Source organism: Mycetohabitans endofungorum (assembly GCF_037477895.1).
Taxonomy (GTDB): Bacteria; Pseudomonadota; Gammaproteobacteria; order Burkholderiales; family Burkholderiaceae; genus Mycetohabitans.
Window position 1 is genome coordinate 280,765 of sequence record NZ_CP132744.1, and the last position, 21,944, is coordinate 302,708.

14 protein-coding genes and 3 pseudogenes are annotated in these 21,944 nt (G+C 62.2%); 7 read left to right on the forward strand and 10 right to left on the reverse strand.

All coding sequences use genetic code 11. The features are described 5' to 3' along the window. Window positions 1-115 precede the first annotated feature (115 nt). Complete coding sequence (locus RA167_RS01175) at window positions 116-1,249, forward strand: IS701 family transposase (RefSeq protein WP_076785958.1); 1,134 nt, start codon at window positions 116-118, stop codon at window positions 1,247-1,249. Between the two features lie 533 nt (window positions 1,250-1,782). Here RA167_RS01175 and RA167_RS01180 read toward each other — a convergent pair. Further along, on the reverse strand, window positions 1,783-2,640 hold the full coding sequence (locus tag RA167_RS01180) for an alpha/beta fold hydrolase (RefSeq protein ID WP_076787593.1): 858 nt from the start codon (window positions 2,638-2,640) through the stop codon (window positions 1,783-1,785). 263 nt (window positions 2,641-2,903) lie between these two features. Here RA167_RS01180 and RA167_RS01185 point away from each other — a divergent pair, with 263 nt between their 5' ends. Beyond that, entirely contained in the window at window positions 2,904-3,863 is a 960-nt protein-coding gene (locus tag RA167_RS01185) for an NAD(P)H-dependent flavin oxidoreductase (RefSeq protein WP_076785959.1), read from the forward strand. Here RA167_RS01185 and RA167_RS01190 read toward each other — a convergent pair. The 3 genes from RA167_RS01190 to RA167_RS01200 form a co-directional block, all read right to left on the reverse strand. After that, window positions 3,820-4,854 (reverse strand): LysR family transcriptional regulator, encoded by a 1,035-nt coding sequence (locus RA167_RS01190; protein ID WP_076785960.1) that lies wholly within the window; start codon window positions 4,852-4,854, stop codon window positions 3,820-3,822. The genes RA167_RS01185 and RA167_RS01190 overlap by 44 nt on opposite strands. A gap of 110 nt (window positions 4,855-4,964) precedes the next feature. After that, entirely contained in the window at window positions 4,965-5,117 is a 153-nt protein-coding gene (locus RA167_RS01195; protein WP_175972423.1) for a hypothetical protein, read from the reverse strand. Between the two features lie 71 nt (window positions 5,118-5,188). Continuing rightward, entirely contained in the window at window positions 5,189-5,875 is a 687-nt protein-coding gene (locus RA167_RS01200; RefSeq protein ID WP_237574375.1) for a hypothetical protein, read from the reverse strand. A 264-nt stretch (window positions 5,876-6,139) separates the two neighbouring features. Here RA167_RS01200 and RA167_RS01205 point away from each other — a divergent pair, with 264 nt between their 5' ends. Next, window positions 6,140-7,147 carry a bile acid:sodium symporter family protein gene (locus RA167_RS01205; protein WP_076787596.1) on the forward strand — a complete coding sequence of 336 codons (1,008 nt, stop codon included), beginning with the start codon at window positions 6,140-6,142 and terminating at the stop codon, window positions 7,145-7,147. Here RA167_RS01205 and RA167_RS01210 read toward each other — a convergent pair. Further along, a complete protein-coding gene (locus tag RA167_RS01210) occupies window positions 7,144-8,898 on the reverse strand; it encodes a peptidoglycan D,D-transpeptidase FtsI family protein (protein WP_076785962.1) in 1,755 nt (584 codons plus the stop codon). The two genes, RA167_RS01205 and RA167_RS01210, sit on opposite strands and share 4 nt — an antisense overlap. Window positions 8,899-9,527: 629 nt before the next feature. Here RA167_RS01210 and RA167_RS01215 point away from each other — a divergent pair. Continuing rightward, window positions 9,528-13,160 carry an indolepyruvate ferredoxin oxidoreductase family protein gene (locus RA167_RS01215; protein WP_076785963.1) on the forward strand — a complete coding sequence of 1,211 codons (3,633 nt, stop codon included), beginning with the start codon at window positions 9,528-9,530 and terminating at the stop codon, window positions 13,158-13,160. Between the two features lie 168 nt (window positions 13,161-13,328). Here RA167_RS01215 and RA167_RS15575 read toward each other — a convergent pair. Then, window positions 13,329-13,466: pseudogene (locus RA167_RS15575) on the reverse strand (EAL domain-containing protein); the annotation flags it as partial. A 170-nt stretch (window positions 13,467-13,636) separates the two neighbouring features. Between RA167_RS15575 and RA167_RS01220 the strand changes: the two are divergent. Both RA167_RS01220 and RA167_RS01225 read left to right on the forward strand, forming a co-directional pair. Next, a complete protein-coding gene (locus RA167_RS01220; RefSeq protein ID WP_076785964.1) occupies window positions 13,637-15,310 on the forward strand; it encodes a Na+/H+ antiporter in 1,674 nt (557 codons plus the stop codon). A 121-nt stretch (window positions 15,311-15,431) separates the two neighbouring features. Beyond that, on the forward strand, window positions 15,432-16,739 hold the full coding sequence (locus RA167_RS01225) for a solute carrier family 23 protein (RefSeq protein ID WP_076785965.1): 1,308 nt from the start codon (window positions 15,432-15,434) through the stop codon (window positions 16,737-16,739). A 92-nt stretch (window positions 16,740-16,831) separates the two neighbouring features. On the opposite strand, the gene hemN is transcribed toward RA167_RS01225, so the two are convergent. Beyond that, complete coding sequence (hemN, locus tag RA167_RS01230; RefSeq protein WP_076785966.1) at window positions 16,832-18,223, reverse strand: oxygen-independent coproporphyrinogen III oxidase; 1,392 nt, start codon at window positions 18,221-18,223, stop codon at window positions 16,832-16,834. Between the two features lie 283 nt (window positions 18,224-18,506). On the opposite strand from hemN, the gene RA167_RS01235 reads away from it, so the two are divergent. After that, on the forward strand, window positions 18,507-19,526 hold the full coding sequence (locus RA167_RS01235; RefSeq protein WP_076785967.1) for a sulfate ABC transporter substrate-binding protein: 1,020 nt from the start codon (window positions 18,507-18,509) through the stop codon (window positions 19,524-19,526). An 87-nt stretch (window positions 19,527-19,613) separates the two neighbouring features. On the opposite strand, the gene bioB is transcribed toward RA167_RS01235, so the two are convergent. The 3 genes and pseudogenes from bioB to RA167_RS01250 all read right to left on the reverse strand — a co-directional run. After that, window positions 19,614-20,687, reverse strand: coding sequence for a biotin synthase BioB (bioB, locus tag RA167_RS01240; RefSeq protein ID WP_370643024.1), 1,074 nt, complete (start codon window positions 20,685-20,687; stop codon window positions 19,614-19,616). A gap of 223 nt (window positions 20,688-20,910) precedes the next feature. After that, window positions 20,911-21,057, reverse strand: a pseudogene (locus RA167_RS01245) (adenosylmethionine--8-amino-7-oxononanoate aminotransferase BioA); the annotation flags it as partial. 44 nt (window positions 21,058-21,101) lie between these two features. Continuing rightward, window positions 21,102-21,920 (reverse strand): annotated as a pseudogene (locus RA167_RS01250) (dienelactone hydrolase family protein); the annotation flags it as partial. Window positions 21,921-21,944: the final 24 nt, after the last annotated feature.

Sequence of the window (21,944 nt, forward strand, 5' to 3'; positions counted from 1 at the left end):
CGGTCGATCAGCCGGTGCAGTCGCGCACGCAGCACATGGCGTACACCAGCTTAGTACTACAGTCGTAACTATAATGGATTAAAATTACGAAGGGATTGTATGTGGCGCACGATTGATGAAGACACTGGTGCAAGGATGGGAGCGTGAGCTAGTGGCGTTGCACGAAAGGATTGCATGCCAGTTCAGTCGTTCAGAATCGCGACAGCGCTCACTGGCCTATTTGAAGGCTCTGTTGGGTGGGGTGGAGCGCAAGAATGGCTGGCAGCTAGCAGAATGGATGGGTGAATCGACACCAGACAGCGTACAGTATCTGCTTGATCGGGCCAGGTGGGATGTCCACGCCGTGCGTGACGTGCTGCGCCAGTATGTGGTCGAACAGCTGGGAGCCACGGATGCCGTGCTGATTGTGGATGAAACAGGATTCGTCAAGAAGGGCGAGCACTCGGTTGGCGTGCAGCGTCAGTATAGTGGCACCGCGGGGCGCATCGAGAACAGCCAGGTTGGGGTGTTTCTCTGTTATGCCGGCGAGAAGGGCAGTGCCTTCATTGATCGAGAGCTTTATCTGCCCAAAGCCTGGACAGAAGAGCCGGCGCGTTGCGCGGCGGCGGGCGTTCCTGAGACGGTCAAGTTTGCCACCAAGCCTCAATTGGCTCGACAGATGCTTGAGCGCGCCCTGGAGGCGGGCGTGCCCTGTGGGTGGGTGACGGGCGATGAGGTGTACGGGGGCGATCGCAGGTTGAGGCTATGGTTACAATCGCGCAAGCAGCCGTTTGTAATGGCGGTGGCAAAGAATGAACCGCTATGGTGGCAGGGGCCGACGTATGTTCGTGCGCAGCGCATTGCACAGAGCGTGCCTGCCCGGGCATGGCAACGTTTGTCGGCAGGCGCTGGAGCGAAAGGCGAGCGCCTCTACGACTGGGCACTCATTGAGCTGTGGCGCTTGCAAACTAGCGCTGAGGAGCACCGCTTCGGACACTATTTGCTGGTACGGCGCAGCCTCGATGAGAAACGGGAGCATGCCTATTACCTCGTCTATGCGCCCCGCAGCAAGGCCTCGAAGCAGGCACTGGTTAATGTGGCGGGGCGCAGATGGCAAATTGAGACCAGCTTTGAGGCAGCCAAGGGCGAATGCGGTTTGGATCAGTACGAGGTGCGCCGATGGCAGGGCTGGTATCGCCATATCACCCTCGCGCTGCTAGCCCATGCTGTTCTGGTGACGCTTAGCGCGCGCAGTAAAAAAAACGCCTGAAGGCAGGGTGCCGCTGAGCGTGCAGGAGATTCGCCGATTGCTATGCCGTCTTTTATGGAGGGGATTGAGCTCGATTAACGCTGTTCTGCGATGGTCAATCTGGCGTCGCACCCATCAATGGCGAGCGCAGCAGGCTCATTATCGCGCTCGTGGTTGCGCGCCACCGTGAATAGTTACGGCTGTAGTATTAGATACAACAGGAGCAGGCCGGCCGCAACATGCAGTGGCTTGACTGTAACATCCGGTATGCCAAAAAAGAAAAAAGCCGTCCACGAGTGGCGAACGGCGGAATATCGTACGACGTGATCAGCGTCGCAAGGATGTTATCCGATGTATCAACCTCGCAGAATTGGTATTTTCCCTACAGATTATGGCGGCATGAATTTAAGTTAACCGCGTTATTTGAGTGCCACGGATACGCAAATTTCGTTTTTTAGGATACCACTTCGTGAATGGAATGGCGTGTGGTGCAATGATTCATGTAGATGGAAAAATCAGTTGCTCTAGTCGTTCTATTATCGATTTCACGCTGTTTATCGGTAATCGAAAAAAGCATCGATTTCCTCCAATAGCGCTTGCGGCGCCTCCTCCGGAATATAGTGGCCGCACGGCAGCGTTCGGCCGCTGACGTCGCGGGCGACGCGGCGCCATTGCGCCAGAGGATCGAAGCACTGCGCGAGCACGCCAAGCTCGCCCCACAGCACGCGCAACGGGCAGGCAAGCTTGCTGCCCCGCTCGACGTCAACGCGCTCGTGCAGCAGGTCGATGCCGGCCGACGCACGATAGTCCTCGCACATCGCGTGCACGGCGCCGGGTTGCGCCAGCGCTTGACGATAGGCGTGCAGCGCGTGCGGCGCGAATGCCTCCCGACCGGCATGCTGCGACTCCATGAGCCGCTCAATATAGACGTGCGGTGCCGCGCCGATCAGCGTTTCGGGCAGCGGTTCCGGTTGGATCAGGAAAAACCAGTGAAAGTACTGCGTCGCGAAATGGCGGTTGGTTTGCTCGTACATCGCCAGCGTCGGCGCGATGTCCAGCAGCATCAGCCGCTCCACCGCGCCAGGGTAGTCCAGCGCCATTCGATGTGCGACGCGCGCGCCCTGATCATGGGCGCAGATGAAGAAGTGTTCATGGCCAAGCTCGTGCATCAACTGCATGAGGTCGGCCGCCATTGTCCGCTTGGCATAAAGCACGTGTTGCGGATCGTCGGCAGCCGGCTTTGACGACGCACCGTATCCGCGCAGATCGGCGGCAATCACGGTGAACCGCTCCGCCAGTTGCGGCGCGACGCGATGCCAGATCATGTGCGTTTGAGGATGACCGTGCAGCAACAGCAGCGGCGGCCCGTCGCCTCCTAGGGCGGCGAAAATCTCGATGTCGGAGCGCCCCATCGCCGTGTCGACAACATGCACACTTACGTGGCGAAATCCAGCGATCGATTCGGTCGCACGCGTCATGGTCCCCTCGGGGCGGTCAGTGAAGGGCGTATTGTAGAAGCACGCTATTTCCTTTGTCCGTCTGAATCACGCAATTTTTATCGAAGCCGAACACTTCTTCAGTTAAAAGAACGGACGTGCATTAAAGTAAATTTCTGTTAGCCGCTACGTATAATAGAGCGGTCGTTCGATCGCCCCGGCTCCAGGAGACGTTCAGCATGGCCTTGCCCCCGTTACTGCAGTGTTTGTCGCTGCCGGTTGTATCGTCGCCGATGTTTATCGTTAGCTATCCGGAATTGGTGCTCGCGCAGTGCAAGGCGGGCATCGTCGGATCTTTTCCTGCGCTCAATGCGCGGCCGCCGGAATTGCTCGACGAATGGCTCACGCAAATCCAGCAGGCGCTGGCGCAGCACCGTGCCGAGCATCCGGACGCGGTGATCGGCCCGATCGCGGTCAATCAAATCGTGCATCAGTCTAATGCCCGTCTGGAGCGCGATGTGCGCGTGTGCATCGACCATCGGGTGCCAATCTTCATCACCAGTCTGCGCGCGCCGGTCAAGGAGATGATCGACGCGGTCCATTCATACGGCGGCATTGTGCTGCACGACGTGGTCAATCTGCGTCATGCGCAAAAAGCGCTGGAGGCGGGCGTCGACGGCTTGGTCCTGGTCGCGGCCGGTGCCGGCGGGCACGCGGGTACGCTGTCGCCGTTCGCGCTGGTCGGTGAAGTGCGTAAGCTATTCGATGGGCCGCTGGTCCTGTCCGGGGCGATCGCCAATGGCGCGTCCATTCTCGCCGCCCAGGCAATGGGTGCGGATTTGGCGTACATTGGCACGCGTTTCATTGCCACGCGCGAAGCGCATGCAGCGCACGCGTACAAGCAGGCCATCGTACAGGCCAGCGCGGCGGATATCATCTACACGAATTTGTTCACCGGCGTGCATGGCAACTACATGCGGCAGAGCATCGTGGCGGCCGGCTTAGATCCAGACAACTTGCCGATGTCCGATAAAAGTCAGATGAACTTTGGCGATGGCAGCAGCAAGGTTAAGGCATGGAAGGACATCTGGGGCGCCGGCCAAGGGGTTGGCCTGATGGACGATATTCCAAGCGTGGCCGAACTTGTCGCGCGGCTCAAAGACGAATACCAAGCCGCCCGCGTGAGGCTTGCGTTGTAGCGCGGCTCGTCGTGTTCCCGCCGGCTTGCTGGCAGGTGGCGGCACCGCGTGTGGCCAGCATCGTCACGTGTTCGCGGGTCGGCCAGTACGCGTCGCCAGCAAAGCGCTCGGCGATGAAGTCGACGAACGAGCGAACCTTTGCCGACAAGTGGCGCCGGCTGGGGTAAACCGCGAAGATCGGCAGCTCGCGCGGCCCTACGTGCTCGAGCAGCAGCGGCACCAGCGTGCCGTTTTCCAGGTCATCGCGTACGCAATCGGTGCCCAGATAGGCGATGCCGGCGCCGGCTATGGCTGCGGCGCGTAGTGCCTCGATGTCGTCGGCCACGATATTGCCGCGGGTGACCACGCCGCCGCCGTTTTCGGCGTTGCCCAGCGGCCACTCGCGCGCGTGCGCGCCATTGGCGGCCAGACGCAGGCAGTTGTGCGCGCGCAGGTCCTCCGGCACCTGTGGCACGCCTTGCCGGCACAGGTAGTCAGGCGACGCGCAGATGACAAAATACGTGCGGGCGATCTGGCGGGCAATTAATGATGAAGTCCGCAGTTTGGACGAGTGCGAGCCGCGGATAGCCAGGTCGTAGCCTTCCTCCACCAGGTCGACGACGCGGTCGCTCATTGTGATGTCCACCTGCACGCCGGGGTGCTGGCGCGTGTACTCGGCAATGGCTGGCATCAGGTACCGATTGCCGAACGTCGATAGCGCATTGATCCGCAGCGTGCCCTTTGGCACCACACTCGCGTCACTGACGGCTTGCTCGGCCTCCTCCAGCTCAGTGAGCGCCTGCACGCACCGCTCGTAATAGCCTCGCCCGGCTTCGGTGAGGCTGATACGGCGTGTGGTGCGGTTCAGCAACCGTGCGCCTAGGTGTGCCTCGAGGTGCATTACGTGTTTGCTGGCCATCGCAGGTGACAGGTGCATGCGCTCAGCTGCTGCCGCGAAGCTGCCGGCTTCGACGACATGGCGAAACACCTTCATGCTGACCAGCGTATCCATGATTGCGTGCGCTTACGCCGTGGCCGGCGCTTTATTCGTTCGTGCCAGGGAATAATGTTCGCTTTTAGGACGGCAGGCAAGTGTGCGTTGCGTGCCGTGTTGACTCACGATCAGAACCGCCTGCATAGGCTCACGCCGAACGTGCCGACGGTCGACTGGTCAGTGAACTTGTCGTACCTGTACGCCGCATACAAGTCGGTGCGCTTGGACAGCAGATAGTCATCGCCGAGTGCCCTCGCGCCTGACACTCGCACGACGCTCAAGGGCGATGGCAATCTTGCTAAACGCGGTGTCACGCCGACCAGTATTGTATTTTACCGCTGCGGCAATGGCGTCAGTGTGCGTAGGGCCAGGCGTCGTGAGGGGGCGGAACATACGGCGGTGCACGGCGTGCCGGCGGCACATGGCGATGCTCCGTATTGTACCGGGTGATGTCCGCCCGAAGTGAGCCGGCGCGCACCGCGCTGCGATCCATATCGGGCCAGGATGCCACACGTATATCGACCGAAACCGGCACGATCGGGCTCTGTGGACGCAATTGTGGTGTCGGCGCACCGATCCGCACGGTCATGTCGCGCTGCGCGGCGCCGGGTGCGACGAATGGCTGGGCTGGCCTGCCGAGCTTGATCTTGCCGTCTTGCCCGCGCGCTGCCGTAACCCACTGCGCTGCCGAACCGAACGTCCCGGCCTGCATGGACAGTGCACCGGCCAGCGCGCGTGGACCTTGCGGATCAACATGCGCGCTGCCGGCGTCGGCGGCGCCCACAGCCGGCAGGGCCCCGGAAGCGGTGTTGTGGAGACGGGCCGAGGTCCCGACGTTACCGTCCGCCGGACGCGTATCCTGCGGCGTGAAGCCGGGTAACCGCAGCGCCAAAATGAATGGCTGCATCTCCTCACGGCCCGGCGTGAGTGTCCCGGCAACTAGCCCGAGCGCGATCACCGCCCCGATTGCGACGGCGGACATGCTCAGTAACGAAAACGTACGGCCGCCACGCAGCAGCATGAAAGTCGATGATTGCAACGATTATCGAGCTAATCTATTCACGTAGCCTGTGCGTGTCGAGCCGAAAAATGTTAGGTGAGTTTCCGTGTTGTAACGGCATGTAACAGACGGGACAAGCGCCAAATCTATGAGGAATTTGCATAAAAAGGAGAGAAAAATGAATTTGTCTATTAGATAATTGGGCGCCGACAATAGGTACTTTCTCCACGTGGGCGCGCCCCTGGCCCGAGAGGGCCGCAGGCGATGCCCGACACGATGACGCCGCATGGCGCCGAGATGACCATGGCCCGATCCAGACTGCTACCCGACAACTTCACCCTCGCGTTGGTCACGACGGTGGCGATCGCGACTTTCTTGCCGTGTCGCGGCGGCGCGGCGCTGGCGTTCAACTGGCTCACGAATTGTGCCGTTGGTTTGCTGTTCTTCCTGCACGGCGCGAAGCTGTCGCGCGAGGCGGTCGTCGCTGGCGCGACCCATTGGCGGCTGCACCTGGTCGTGATGCTGTGCACGTTCGCCCTATTTCCGCTGCTTGGGCTGGCGCTCAGACCGCTGATCGCGCCGCTGTTGACGCCGGAACTGTATGCCGGCATGTTGTTCCTGTGTGCGTTGCCTTCGACAGTGCAGTCCTCGATCGCCTTCACGTCGATCGCCAAGGGCAACGTGCCGGCCGCGGTGTGCAGCGCGTCCGCTTCCAGTCTGCTCGGTATTTTCGCCACGCCGTTGATTGCCGGGATGATCCTGTCTAAGCAAACCGCGGGTGGCGAGTCGTGGCACACCGTATTCAATATCGTGCTGCAGCTGCTGGTGCCGTTCGTTACAGGCCAACTGCTGCGGCCATGGATTGGCCGCTGGATTGCCCGTCATGCCGTGGTGCTGAAGCTGGTCGACCAGGGCTCGATCCTGCTCGTTGTCTATACCGCGTTCAGCGAGGCGGTCAATCAGGGGTTGTGGCACCAGATTCCGCTATCGGCGCTGTTCGCACTGCTGTTCTCATGCATGCTGTTGCTCGCACTTGCGTTGCTGTTCACCGGCTTTGCCGCCCGACGGCTTGGCTTTGATGAGGGAGACCGGATTACCATTATTTTCTGCGGTTCGAAAAAAAGCCTCGCAGCCGGTATTCCGATGGCCAAGGTAATTTTCGCTGGTCACGCGCTGGGCGCGATCGTGTTACCGCTGATGCTATTCCATCAGATCCAACTGATGACCTGCGCGGTGCTAGCGCAACGTTGGAGTGCGCGAGCGCCCCGCCGGCGCGACCTAATCGTTGGTGCGTCGTCGCGGCGCGGCTAAGCGCTGGCGTCGTTTGATGTGCCCGAGAGCAGCGGCGTGGCGTCCGGCGGCACGCCGAGCAATTGCAGCGACTCGCCGGTCACCGCGGCGAACACCGGTCCGGCGACCGAGCCGCCATAGAATGAACGGCCTGCCGGTTCATCGATCATCACCGCGACGATGACACGCGGATCGCTCATCGGCGCCATGCCGACGAATAGTGCGCGATACTTGTCCTTTGCATAGCTGGTGCCGGCGAGCTTGCGCACGGTGCCCGTTTTGCCGCCGGCGCGGTAGCTATCGATCATCGCGGCGCGCGCGGTGCCGCCGGGGCCGACCGCCATCTCCAGCATCGCGCGGATCGATGCCGCCGTGTCCGGTGTCGTCACGGCGCGATGGCCGCCGGTGGCCGTGTCCGGTTCGTCCCTGATCACCAGCTTGGCCGGCTTTATCACGCCGTCGCCGGCAAACGCGGTGTAGGCTTGGGCAACCTGCATCAGCGACATCGACAGTCCATACCCGTACGCATGCGTGGCTTGGTCGATCGGAACCCAGTGTTTGTACGGACGCAGCTTGCCCGGAGCGGCGCCGGGAAACGTGATGGCAGGCGGGTGGCCAAAGCCGTATTCTTGGTATTTGGACCAGATCGTCTCGGCCGGCAGCGACAGCGCCAGTTTTGCCATGGCGACGTTACTGGACTTTTGGATCGCCTGCGCGACGGTGATCATGCCGTAGTTCGACGTGTCGTGGATGACGTTGCGCCCGATCCGATAGGTGCCGGGGGACGTATCGATCAGCGTATCGGGGCGTACCTTGCCCGCATCCAGTGCCAGCGCAACGATCATCGGCTTGATCGTCGAGCCCGGCTCGAACGTGTCGGTCAGGGCGCGGTTGCGGACCTGGCCCGACACCCGGGCCGCCCGATCGTTTGGATCGAAGGTCGGCCAGTTTGCCATCGCCAGGATCTCGCCGCCGCGCGCATCGAGCACCACGACGCTGCCCGCCTTGGCTTGGTGTTGCTTGATCGCGGCTTCGAGCTGCGCATAGGCCAGCTGTTGGATACGGCGGTCGATCGTCAGCCGGATCGTGTCGCCATGCCGGGCCGGCGTGACGGGGCGCGCATCGTACAGGAACCGCCCGAGCCGGTCGCGGACTACCTCGCGTTGGCCAGCATTGCCTTTGAGCGCGTCGTTCAACGCTAGTTCGACGCCTTCCAAGCCGTTGTTCTCCAGGTCGGTGAAGCCCACGATTTGCGCGACCGATTCGCCTTCCGGATAGACGCGCTTCTCGCTGGCCACGCGCGTGATGCCCGCGCCGCCGAGCGTCTCGATGCGGGTTGCGGTTTCCTCGTCGATCTGGCGCTTGAGCAGCACGAAGCCACGATGCGGCGCGAGCCGGCGCTCGAGTTCGGCCACCGGCATGTCCAGCAGCTTGGCTAGTGGTGCCACTGTGTGCGGCTTGACCAGCCCGGGTGTGGCCCAGATCTCGTAGGTCGCTACGCTAACGGCAAGCAATGCGCCATGTCGGTCGACGATGCGCCCGCGCGTCGCATCCAGCGGCAACGTGAGCTGATAGCGCTTTTGGCCTTGGGCAGTATAGAAATCCCGGTCGATGACTTGTACCCACAACGCGCGCGCGGCCAACGCAGCGAAGCCAACGATCATCAACGCCAGGACCAGCCTGGAGCGCCAGCGTGGCATACGGACCGCGAGCAGGGGGCTTTTTAACGGTGCATAAGGATCACGCAACAACCTTTTATTCCAAAGCGACATGGCGGGTACGGCGTTCCGAAGCGGCGGTTGACGTGTATTTTGCTTTCAATCTCCTTTCGATGGCAAGCGTGCGTCGTCCAGAATTTACGTGTCGTCCGATATCTCTAAGCGACGATCGGATATGTGCATACTGACCAAGAATTCGTACATGCTTGATATCCGTACACGCCTGATGACTGCCCTCCACGAGCGCGAACGGTCTACAGTGCACCGAGATGGACCATGGCCGATAGCATCTACACGAAGGGCATTGATACGGCGAGCATCGCTCGCGCCTCGCATTCTCGGCGAACGGCAACCCTGATGTACGATGACGATGGCCGTCGGATTGACTCGCGTCTGTCATGGGGCTTAGCTGGCGTGCGCGAGGCGCCCGCACGTCGGTGCTGGCGGCACTATTGCCTCTTTGGCCTGTTGGGCGCAGAGCAGGCGAATTCGCTCGTAACTTGGTGTTTCGTGGCAAATTTACCGCACAAGCGCTGTGTGTGCACCGATCTTCGTAAAAATCTTCCCGCGTTTCTGCGGAAGAATAGTGTATTGCCAAGCGCCTCGCGTCCCCCTTGGACGGCGCATCTCCCGGTATCCGCCGCGAGGCCTCTCCGGTACCCCAAAATACACAGGAGACAAATATGGGCGTCGATCGCCTCCCGTTCGGATCGCAGGATCCGCTACTGTTTGCCTACCAGCTGTCAGATAATCTGCGCGCCACCCGTGGCCGCATCTTTCTCACCGGGACGCAGGCGCTGGTGCGGCTCGCGTTGATGCAAAGCGCGCTAGACAAGGCGCGGGGGCTCAATACGGCAGGGTTCATCAGCGGCTATCGCGGCTCGCCGTTGGGCATGGTGGATCAGCAATTGTGGAAGGCTAAGCCCCATCTCGATGCGGGTGGCATCCGCTTCCTGCCGGCCGTCAACGAGGAACTCGGTGGCACCGCGGTACTCGGCACGCAGCGCGTGGAGGCCGACCCGCAGCGCACCGTCGACGGTGTGTTCGCGATGTGGTATGGCAAGGGCCCGGGTGTGGATCGCGCCGGCGACGCGCTCAAGCACGGCAATGCGTATGGCTCGTCGCCGCACGGCGGCGTGCTGGTGGTGGCCGGCGACGATCATGGCTGCGTGTCCTCGTCAATGCCGCACCAGAGCGACTTTACTATGATCGCGTGGCAGATGCCGATCGTCAATCCGGCGAATGTCGCCGACATGCTCGAGTTCGGCTTGTACGGCTGGGCGCTGTCGCGGTTTTCGGGAAACTGGGTCGGCTTCAAGGCGATTTCTGAGACGGTCGAATCGGGCTCGACCGTGGACCTGGACGCGTTGCGAACCGAATGGTCCGCGCCGGCCGACTGTGTCAGCCCGCCGCACGGGCTACACAACCGCTGGCCCGATTTGCCAAGTCTGGCCATCGAGGCGCGCATGGCGGCTAAGCTTGACGCGGTCAGACATTTTGCGCGTGTCAACAGCATCGACAAGTGGGTGGCGCGCAGTACGCATGCGAACGTGGGCATCGTCACGTGCGGCAAGGCACACTTGGACCTGATGGAAGCTTTGCGGCGGCTCGGGCTCACGGTGCAGGATCTGGACGCCGCTGGTGTTCGCATTTACAAAGTCGGCCTGTCGTTCCCGCTCGAGATGACCCGCATTGACGCCTTCGTCAACGGGCTGTCAGAAGTACTCGTGATCGAGGAGAAAGGACCGGTCGTCGAGCAGCAGATCAAGGATAACTTGTTCAACCGCCGCGCCGATGCGCGGCCCGTGGTAATCGGTAAGCACGATGTGCAGGGGCGGCCATTGCTGTCGGCGCTCGGCGAGCTGCGTCCGTCGCGTGTGCTACCGGTATTCGCCGATTGGTTGGCACGCCACAAGCCGGCGTTGGACCGCCGCGAGCGGGTGGTCGAACTGGTCGCACCGCAGATCCTGTCGAACGCGGCCGATGTGGTGCGCCGGGTGCCGTATTTTTGTTCCGGCTGTCCACATAATACGTCGACCCGCGTGCCGGAGGGGTCGATCGCGCAGGCGGGCATTGGCTGCCACTTCATGGCCTCGTGGATGGAGCGGGATACGACCGGGCTGACCCAGATGGGCGGCGAGGGGGTGGATTGGGCCTCGCACTCGATGTTCACGAAGACGCCGCACGTATTCCAGAATCTGGGCGATGGCACGTATTTCCATTCCGGCTTGCTGGCGATTCGCCAGGCGGTGGCGGCGCGTACGAATATCACGTACAAAATCCTGTACAACGATGCAGTCGCGATGACCGGCGGGCAACCCGTGGACGGCAGTATCTCCGTGCCGCAGATCGCGCGGCAGGTCGAGGCCGAGGGCATTGCAGCGCTCGTCGTGGTCAGCGATGAGCCGCAGAAATACCAGGGGCACGAGGGGCTGTTTCCGCGCGGCACCACGTTTCAACCCCGCGCGCAACTCGATGAGGTGCAGCGTCGCCTGCGCGACACGCCCGGTGTTACCGTATTGATCTACGACCAGACCTGTGCCGCCGAGAAGCGGCGTCGCCGTAAGAAGGGCGAGCTCCCTGATCCGGATCGGCGCCTGTTCATCAACGAGGCGGTATGCGAGGGATGTGGCGATTGCGGCGTGCAGTCCAATTGCCTGTCCGTCGAGCCGCTGGAGACACCGTTGGGACGCAAGCGCCGTATCGAGCAATCATCGTGCAACAAGGACTACTCGTGTGTAAACGGCTTCTGCCCGAGCTTTGTGACCGTGCGGGGCGCGAAGCTGAAGCAGCCGGCCGGCACTGCATTTGACGTCAATGCATTATCCGCGGTGGCGGCGCGGCTGCCACGGCCGGCAACGCCATTGGGCGATGCACCGTACGATATTCTGGTGGCCGGCGTGGGCGGCACGGGTGTAGTCACCGCGGGTGCGCTGATCTCGATGGCTGCCCACCTGGATCGCAAGAGTGCATCAGTGCTCGATTTTATGGGATTCGCGCAAAAAGGTGGCGCGGTGCTGTCGTTCGTGCGGTTTGCCGCGACCGACGCGCTGCTGAACCAGGCGCGTATCGATACACAGCAGGCCGACTTGCTGCTGGCCTGCGACATGGTCGTGGGCGCGGGCGCCGACGCACTGCAAACGGTCCGGCATGGCCGTACCCGCATCATCGTCAATACCCATCCCATTCCGACCGCTTCGTTTGTCGGCAATCCTGATGCAGACCTTCACGCGCCAGCGTTGCTCGATAAGATGCGCTACGCAGCAGGTGACGAGCGACTCGAGACCTGCGATGCGCAGGCGCTCGCGCAACGGTTTCTCGGCGACAGGATCGGCTCCAACATTCTGATGCTCGGCTATGCGTGGCAGCGTGGCCTCGTGCCGGTATCACTCGATGCGATGCTGCGCGCGATCGAGTTGAACAACGTCGCGGTCAGCGCGAACAAGGTGGCATTCTCGCTCGGTCGGGTCGCCGCCGCGGATGCGGCGGCGCTCGACGGGCTGCTTCATACGCCGCGTGCCGAGGCCCCGACGCTGCCGTTCTCGGTGACGCCCGATGTCGCCACCGACGTGGACGCAGTGATTGCCGATCGCCAGGCTCGGCTGCTCGCCTATGGCGGGGCGCGGTACGTTGCGCGCTTTTGCGCGTTGCTCGACAAGGTACGTGAGGCGGAGCGGCGCCTGGCGCCCGGTGGCGCGGCAGCCGGGCACCGCAGTGAACCGTTGACGCGTGCAGTGGCGACGACCTTCTTCAAGCTGCTGGCCGTCAAAGACGAATACGAGGTCGCGCGCCTTTATAGCGACGGTACATTCCGGCAGGCGCTGCAGGCGCAATTTGACGGTGTGGCGGGACGCGATTTCCGTATCGAGTTCAACATGGCGCCCCCGGCACTCACGCACGCAGCTCTCGGGCAGCGGCCGAAGAAGGTGCGGCTGGGCCAATGGATGTGGCCTGCACTCGGTGTACTGGCCCGGCTCAAGGGATTGCGTGGCACGCCGCTGGATCCGTTCGGCAGAACGCTGGAAAGGCGCATGGAGCGGCAACTCGCGTTGGACTATGAGTCCAGCATCGATGCGCTGCTTGGCGTGCTTTCACCCGATACGTTGTCCGACGCGGTGCGGCTGGCTGAAGTCATGCAGCAAGTGCGTGGCTATGGACCGGTCAAGCTCGCCAGCGTGGTCGCAGCCAAGGCCCGCGAGCGCGCGCTCGCGCGGCGGCTTGGCATCGAGCCGGCGACCGGCGACGCGGTGCGGACCGCGCTCGAGCAGGCGCCCGCGACCGGCGCGTTGCGCGGTATACCGGTGGTGGCGCGCTGATTTGTCAGCCGCGAGCGCGGTGGCTGGCCTAGTGGCGCGTCGGCCTGCTGGTCGGTTGGCCGGCGATGCCGCCTGTTGCGTCAGATCATGGCGACTGCGATGGTGCCGCTGGGCCGTTCGTCGGCCGGATCCGGCCGCCAATCTACGTCGGTGCACAGCATGCACGGTCGCTCGCCGACCCACGTAGCGATCGGCAGCGGCCGTCTCATCGAGCAGGTAGCATCGCGACGCGTGCTCCAGCGACAGGAAGTTCCAGCATACCGCGGACAACGGCTCGCCGGCCGCAAACCGCTGTGCCGCACGCTTCATCGGATGAGAAAGCCAGCTCTGTACTCGTTCTGTGATGCTTGCTGGCCGCGATGGACACCGCAACGGCGCGCCGCGCCCGGTTTCGCGCGTACCAGTATGGTGCGCGTACTTCATCGGGGGAATCCGTCACGCGGAACTGTGTATCTTCGTTTCACCTCATTGTGCACATGCAAATCGTTTTTAATATTCTCATTCTGCTGTTGGCCGTCGCGGCGTCGGGGCTGATCGACCGGCTGGTACACGTCCCGCTGCCGATGCCGCTGATTCAGATCCTCGTCGGCGCCGCGCTTGCCTTCGCGCCGCTGGACCTGGCGACGCAGCTGCGGCTGGACCCGGAGATCTTTATGCTGCTGGTCATTCCGCCGCTGCTTTTTGCCGACGGATGGCGGATCCCGAAGCGCGAATTCTTCAGGCAACGCCGCGCGATCCTCATGTTGGCGCTGTTTCTGGTGCTTTTCACCGTCGCCGGTCTGGGCTACTTCATCCATTGGATGATCCCACAGATGCCGCTGCCGGTCGCCTTTGCGCTGGCTGCTGTACTGTCGCCGACCGATGCAGTCGCGCTCAGCGGCGTCGCCGGCCCTGGGCGCATTCCACCCCACCTGATGCACATTCTCGAAGGCGAGGCGTTGATGAACGACGCGTCAGGGTTGGTCGCGTTTAAGTTCGCGGTCGCCGCGGCGGTCACGGGCGTGTTTTCGCTGCGTGACGCCACGATCGGTTTTGTGCTGATCGCCGCCGGCGGGCTGCTGGTCGGCGCGGCCATCGCATGGGCGGTCAGCTTCGTGTCCAGCCGCCTGTCGCAGCTGCCCGGCGACGGTGACCCGGCGGCCGGCGCACTGGTCACGTTGCTGATACCGTTTGCTGCGTACCTGTTCGCCGAACATCTGGGATTGTCCGGCATCCTGTCTGCGGTGTCGGCTGGGATGGCAATGAACTATGCGCCGATCGCGCACGTGGGTCCGCTGGATATACGGGTGCGTACGCAGAGTGCATGGTCGCTGATCGAATTCGTTTTCAACGGCGTCGCGTTCACGCTGCTCGGCATGCAGTTCCCGCACCTGATCGCGCCGGTGCTGATCGACGCGCATCATAGTGGCGCGACAGACTTCTGGACGTTGCTCAGCCAGCTCGCTGCAGTGATTATCGTGCTGTATGCGTTGCGCTTCGTCTGGGTCTGGTTGCTGCGCTGGTTCGCCAGCCGCCGCGCGTCTCGGCAAGGTGTCAAGGGCGCGGTGCCGGGCTTGCGGATCGTCGCGCTGACGACCGTGGCCGGCGTGCGCGGTGCGATCACGCTGGCCGGCGTGCTGTCACTGCCGATCGCGCTGCCGGATGGCACGCCGCTGCCCGCTCGGGAGCTAGCGGTGTTCATTGCGTCGAGCGTGATATTAGCGTCGCTCGCCATTGGCCTAATCGGACTGCCACTGCTCACGAGCGGTGTGCGGCGCGGCGTTGATCCGCACGCGCAAGAAGAGCGCGACGCGCGCGTGGCGGCCGCCGACGCAGCGATCCGCGCAATCGATGGCGAGCTGACGTCACTGAGCGCCGGCGAGGACACCGCACGCGCAGCGGCTGCTGGCGACGTGGCGGCGCGCCTGTGCGACGCATACCGGCATCGCAAGGCCAGGTTGGGCGAGGAGCAAGCGCAACGGCAGCAGGCGCGACTCACCGAGAGCGTCGAGGTGCAGATGCGTTTTGCCGCGATGCGCGCGGAGCGCATGGCGCTGGTGCGGTTGCGCGGGGCCAATCGGATCAACGACGTGACGCTGAATAAGCTGATTCGCGAGATCGACCTGTCCGAGACGGCGCTATCCACGCGCGCCGGTAAGCGACGGTTATGATGGCGGGCGCGTACAACGATGAGCGAACAACGACAACCAAGCAACGACAACCAAGCAACGACAACCAAGCAACGACAACCAAGCAACGACAGCCAACAACGACAATCGAAGGATAGCCTTTATGTTTGATTCCTACTTTCCATGCTGGCGTAGGGTCAGCGGCGTAGCCGGGCGCTCCAGCGTGCCGCCCGGCGTCATTGCACCCGACGAGCGGCTGCCGGTCGCACAGACGCTGGCGATGGGCGTGCAGCATGTGGTCGCGATGTTCGGCTCGACCATACTCGCGCCGTTGTTGATGGGATTCGATCCGAACCTGTGCGTCCTGATGTCGGGTATCGGCACGCTGCTGTTTTTTGTGTTGGTCGGCGGCCGCGTGCCGAGTTACCTCGGATCGAGTTTTGCGTTCATTGGACTGGTGATCGCCGCCACGGGCTACACTGGGCAGGGTCCGAATCTGAACGTGCCGGTCGCGTTGGGCGGCATCGTCGCGTGCGGCGTTGTCTATACGGCGATCGGGCTGTGGGTGACCGTGGTCGGCACGAGCTGGATCGAGAAGCTGATGCCGCCGGTGGTCACCGGCGCGGTGGTGGCCGTGATCGGCCTGAACCTTGCGCCGATCGCAGTTAAGGGCGTCACGGCGACGACATTCGATGCGGCGATGGCGTTGCTGACCGTGGTCACCGTCGGCATAATCGCCGTGTTCACGCGCGGCATCGTGCAACGGCTGTTGATTCTCGTCGGACTGGCGCTTGCCTATGCGATGTATGCGCTCGTCACCAACGGGCTTGGGCTGGGCGAGCCGATCGACTTTTCGGTCGTTGCTCGCGCCGCCTGGTTCGGGATGCCGCGATTCGCGACGCCGGTATTCCAAATGCCGGCGATGTCGCTGCTGGCGCCGGTCGCGGTGATCCTGGTCGCGGAGAACCTTGGTCACATCAAGGCAGTCGGCGCAATGACCGGCCAGAGCCTGGACCAATATATTGGCCGTGCGTTCGTCGGCGACGGTTTGGCCACCATCGTGTCGGGCCTCGCTGGCGGTACTGGCGTGACGACATACGCGGAGAATATCGGCGTGATGGCCGCCACAAAGATCTACTCGACGCTCGTATTCGTGGTGGCCGCGCTGATCGCGGTCGTGCTCGGTTTCTCGCCGAAGTTCGGTGCGCTCATCGCGACGATCCCAGGCCCCGTCCTCGGCGGCGTATCGATCGTCGTATTCGGGCTGATCGCGGTGACCGGCGCGCGCATTTGGGTCGAGAACCGCGTCGATTTCACCGAAAACCGTAATCTGATCGTGGCCGCAGTCACGCTGGTGCTGGGCGCGGGCGACTTTACGGTGCACCTGGGCAACTTCGCGCTCGGCGGCCTTGGCACCGCGACGTTCGGCGCTATCTTGCTGTACGCGCTGTTGCGCCGGCACGGGCGCTAGCACGCCTGCCCTCGTTAGTACCCGCGCTTGCGTTGTACGAGGCCAGCGACCGGCTCATCGCGCTCGAGCACCGCACCGCGATCGGCGGCCATTCAGACCGTCTTCGAGTACTGCACCGCGCCGCTGGAGGTATCCACATAGCGGTCGAACGTCATGCAGATATTGCGAATCAGCAGCCGGCCGCGCATCGGTACGACGATGCCTTCATTGTCTACCGACACCAGCCCGTCGGCTTGCAGTGCACGCAGGCGCTCCAGCTCCTGCTCGAAATACGACGAGAAGCGTATGCCGTACGTCGCCTCGACCTGCGCGAAGCGCAAGGAGAATGCACACATCAATTGCCCTATCACGTCTCGTCGCAGCTGGTCATCGGCGTTCAGCCGCCAGCCACGAGAAAGCGGCAGCTCGCCGCGGCGCACCCGAGCCTCGTAGCGCTCGACGTCCTTTTCGTTTTGCGCGTAGACATCGTCGATGCGGCCAATCGAGGACGCACCGATGCCCAATACGTCGCAGTCAGCGTGGGTGCTGTAGCCTTGAAAGTTGCGGTGCAGCGTGCCGTTGCGTTGCGCGATCGCCAGCTCGTCGTCCGGCCGGGCAAAATGATCCATCCCGATATAGACGTAGCCGGCGTCGCTGAGCCGTTCGATGACTAACTGCAGGATCGCCAGCCGCTGCGCGGGCGATGGCAGCGCGTTCGAATCGATCTGGCGCTGCATCTTGAACAGATGCGGCAGGTGGGAGTAAGCGAACACTGACAGCCGGTCCGGTGCAAGTTCGATGATGGTGTCGAGCGTGCGCGCATAGCTCGATACCGTCTGGTGCGGCAACCCATAGATCAAATCGACGCTGATCGACTTGTAGCCACTCTCGCGTGCCTGGCGGATCGCGTCGGTTGTCGTCTCGTGTGGCTGGAGCCGGTTGACCGCTTGCTGCACGAGCGGATCGAAATCTTGTACGCCCAGGCTCAGACGGTTGAAGCCCATCTCGCGCAGCACTGCGATTGTCGAATCGTTAATCGCGCGAGGATCGATCTCGATTGAATACTCGACGTCGTTCCAATCCGGCGTGAGTGTGAAATGCTCGCCGATCCAGTTCATCAACTGCATGATTTGAAGCCGGCACAGGAACGTTGGCGTGCCGCCCCCCCAATGCAGTTGGCGTATCCGCCGGCCTTGTCCGAACAGCGTCGATTGCAGCGCAAGCTCCCGGCTCAGCGTTTCGACGTAGCGGTCGGCGCGGCTGCGGTTTTTCGTGACGACTTTGTTGCAGCCACAGTAAAAGCAAACGGTGTCACAAAATGGAAGATGCACATACAGCGATAAGTCCCCGCCACGCGCATTGGACCGTTGGATGGCGCCTTGGTATGTCTCGACGTTCAGCGATGAATTGAACAACGCCGCGCTCGGATAGGACGTGTAGCGGGGGCCGTCGAGCGCGTAGCGGCTGATCAACTCAGCATCGAACAGGTCGCGGGTGGTCGTCATGCGGGTGATGTCCTTGTGCGGTGCGCGGTGGCTTGCTCGGCTCTGGAGCCGAGCAGCGGCAACAAACTTTAGTCCACATACGAGTATGCCAGTGCCAGCGGTTCGGCCCATTGACAGAAATCAAAGCAGGTCTATCTTGGCATGGCGAGCGCCTATTCTGTGCCGACGGCATGCGCTACCGGAACGAAATTTGCTCTCCAGCAGGCGCAACAAGTGCCATGGTCTTCGGCTGCCCTACTTTGGGGCGCTGGTTACAATGCGATTTTTAGACCGGGGAAAGGGGATGGCGATTCACCGTGCAAAATGGCTCGTGTTGGCGGTGTGCCTGATATTAGCGCTAGCAGCGACGGAGGGCGCGCGTGCCAACGAGTCGCTGCTGAATGTGTCATATGACGTTACGCGCGAACTCTATGAGGATATCAACGCCAGCTTCGTCGCCAGCTATACGAAGAGCACAGGCGAATCCATATCGATCAGGCAGTCGCACGGTGCATCAACTTCCCAGGCGTTGTCCGTGCTATACGGGCGGCAGGCCGATATCGTAACGATGAACCATCCAACGGATATCGATCTGCTCGTTCAGCGTGGGAAACTTTTGCCTGAAAACTGGCGTACGCGGCTGCCGAATTCGAGCAGCCCTTATTCGACTACGGTGGTGTTCGTTGTGCGCAAGGGTAATCCGAAAAAGATTAGGGACTGGGATGACCTCGCGCGGCCGGGTATTCAGGTCATTATGGTTCACCCCAAAACATCGGGTAACGGCCGTTATACCTATTTGGCTGCATGGGGCTACAAACTGCAGCGGGGAGGGGATGACGCTCAGGCGAAGAAATTTGTGAAAGCGATTATGGCTGATACGCCGACGTTTGATACCGGGGGGCGAGGCGCAACGATGACGTTCACGCAGCATGGTATCGGCGACGTACTCGTGACGTTCGAGAATGAAGTGGCTTCTATCATAGGTGGCGAAGGGGGAGAGAACTATGAAGCGATATATCCGTCGATAAGCTTGCTTGTTGAGCCGCCGGTTGCCCTGGTGGACAAGGTCGTCGACGAGCGCAACACGCGTGAGCAAGCCCAGGCGTATCTCAATTACCTATGGTCGCCTAAGGCGCAGCAAATCATCGCAAATCACCATTTTCGACCACGCGACGCGACGATATTGGCGATGCATTCAGCGAAGTTTCCAGCAATTAAGACGTTTACTGTCGAACAGGTATTTGGTGGTTGGGCTAAAGCGGAGCAAACGCATTTTATCGACGGCGGAACGCTTGACGAAATAGTTCCGCAAAAGCGTCGATAGCGGCCTGAGATACACGGCGTGCATGAAGTGCCGCGCGCCGTTCAAGCGGGGGGCGGCTGCCTCCTGCGGCTATAGCCAGTACGAGCGTTACGCGATGTGCAGTCCCAGCCGGGCGAACAGCGCGCAGTCCTTGGCCAGCTGCGGGTGCCCCGGTTCCAGCAAGGGGTCTGCGTAGAGTACGGCGTTGGCGCCGGCAAAAAAGCATAGCGCCTGCAGCGCATCGTCCATGTGCTCGCGTCCGGCCGACAGGCGGATCACTGCCGTGGGCATTGTGATGCGCGCGACGGCAATCGTGCGGACGAACTCGAACGGGTCGAGCGCCGTGGCATCGGCTTGCGGCGTGCTCTTCACGCGCATCAGAGCGTTGATTGGCACCGATTCTGGGTAGGGCGTCATGTTCGCCAGTTGTGCAATCAACCCGGCCCGGTCGCGGCGCGACTCGCCCAGCCCGACGATGCCGCCGCAACACACCGCGATGCCCGCATTGCGCACTCGCTCGAGCGTGTCCAGGCGGTCCTGATAAGTGCGGGTCGAAATGATTTGCCCATAGAACTCGGGCGAGGTGTCGAGATTGTGGTTGTAGTAGTCCAGTCCCGCATCGCGCAGTGCCTTGGCCTGCTCGTCGTTGAGCATGCCCAGCGTGGCGCAGGTCTGGAGCCCGAGCGCCTTAACGCCGCGGATCATCTCCAGGATCTTGTCCCAATGCCGCGCCTTGGGATTGCGCCATGCGGCGCTTAGGCAGAACCGGCTCGCGCCGCTTTCCTTGGCCGCGCGGGCTGCACTGAGCACGTCGTGCAGCGACATGAGCGGCGCCGCCTTCAGTCCCATGCCAGGGTGAGCGGATGAAGGGCAGCGGGCGCAGTCTTCCTCGCACCCGGCGTTTCTGATCGACAGCAGCGCTGACAGCTCGATGGCGTTTGGAGCGCAGTGGTCGCGATGTGTTTGCTGCGCACGCAACAGCAGATCGCCCAGAGGCAATTCGTACAAGGCAGCGATGTCGCAGGTGCTCCAGCGCATGGTGTGCTGGTTACGCGTGACATCGGTGGTACTGCTGCGTTCGGCCCTCGCTGTACTGATGTCGGCCAGCGCGCATGTATCTGAACCGCCCCGAGCAATGGACGCTGGCAGGCCAGTGTGGGCCGTGCTTTGGGTCATAGTCATCGGTCTATCCCCGTTTCTGTCGAATCCGCTTGAATGTGCGCGGATTGATGCACATCGGCCAGTTTCCCACGGGGGTACGTCCTAGGCAGCGCCGATTGTCGGATTCCGTAAGCAGATTTACCAACGGGGTATGGTTTGCCGCCAAGGCCCGGACTAGCGCGCGTCAGTGCCCAAGTCGCTCGAGCAGTGCGTCGATATCGATGTACGTTGCCGTTTCCTCAGTGCGCTTGCCGTCGCGATCGTAGAGCCATGCCCCGGCGCCGCGCGCAACGGCGATCAATGGCAACTGCTCATGGTGCTTCATCTGCGTGCACGGATGCCACACTGCGCGCAGACTACGGGAAATCAGATCAGACGAATTGTTCTTCAAAGTCTACAGTCATACGAATTACCCGGCGCCAGTCAACGGCCCGCCCAGACGACGGCGTTGTCCACTGCGTACAGCTGGCACGGATCGCGGCTGTGTTTCTGGCAATTGTCCAGCGCGACCGATACGGGATCGTCGCCCCCTTCGGCCCATGACCACGCACCACTGTCGGACAGCGCAAACGCGCGGCTCGGGTATTGTTTCAGGAATGTCTCATAGCCTTTGCGGCCGCTGTCATTTATGTAGGGGACTGCATCAATCGCGTCGATCGACGCATAGCCGGTCGGCTGCACAGCAGGCGTATCCTCGACGCGATAGCGCACGGCGGTGGACATGCCAATCTGCGTGAGGAACTGCTGGGTTGGCGGCCACCAGAGCGCAACCCCGTCGCGATCCCCGACAATCCGGTGTGCATTGTCCTTGTAGAAGCCGAAATCCACAAGTTCTGCATGTGCACCGCCGGTTACGTAAGCACTGTACATCTGCGCCACCAGCTGTGGTGACCAGAACGAGTCGTTTTCGCCGTAGAACCACAGCGACGGCGGCCGCACTTTACCGCCATAAGTGGCGAACGCGTGCGTCAGGTTGTGCTGCCAGCTGCTGCATGCGTCCTGACGCAGTCCGCCGGCAAAGTTCAGCAGGCCGCGTACGCCGCGCTGCGGCCGCTGCCCATACGCGATCGTCGTCAGCCCACCGTGCGAAGCGCCGGCTACGACGATATGCTGCGCGTCGATATACGGCTGCGTTGACATGTAGGCGATCGTGGCCGTTACATCTTGCGCCTGGGCCAAGCCATTGTCGGCGACATCGCAACCGTGCTCGACATAGGCGCCGCCCGACTGCGCGAAACCCTGCCAATTCGGCGCTTCGCCTGCCCCTGCTCATATCGG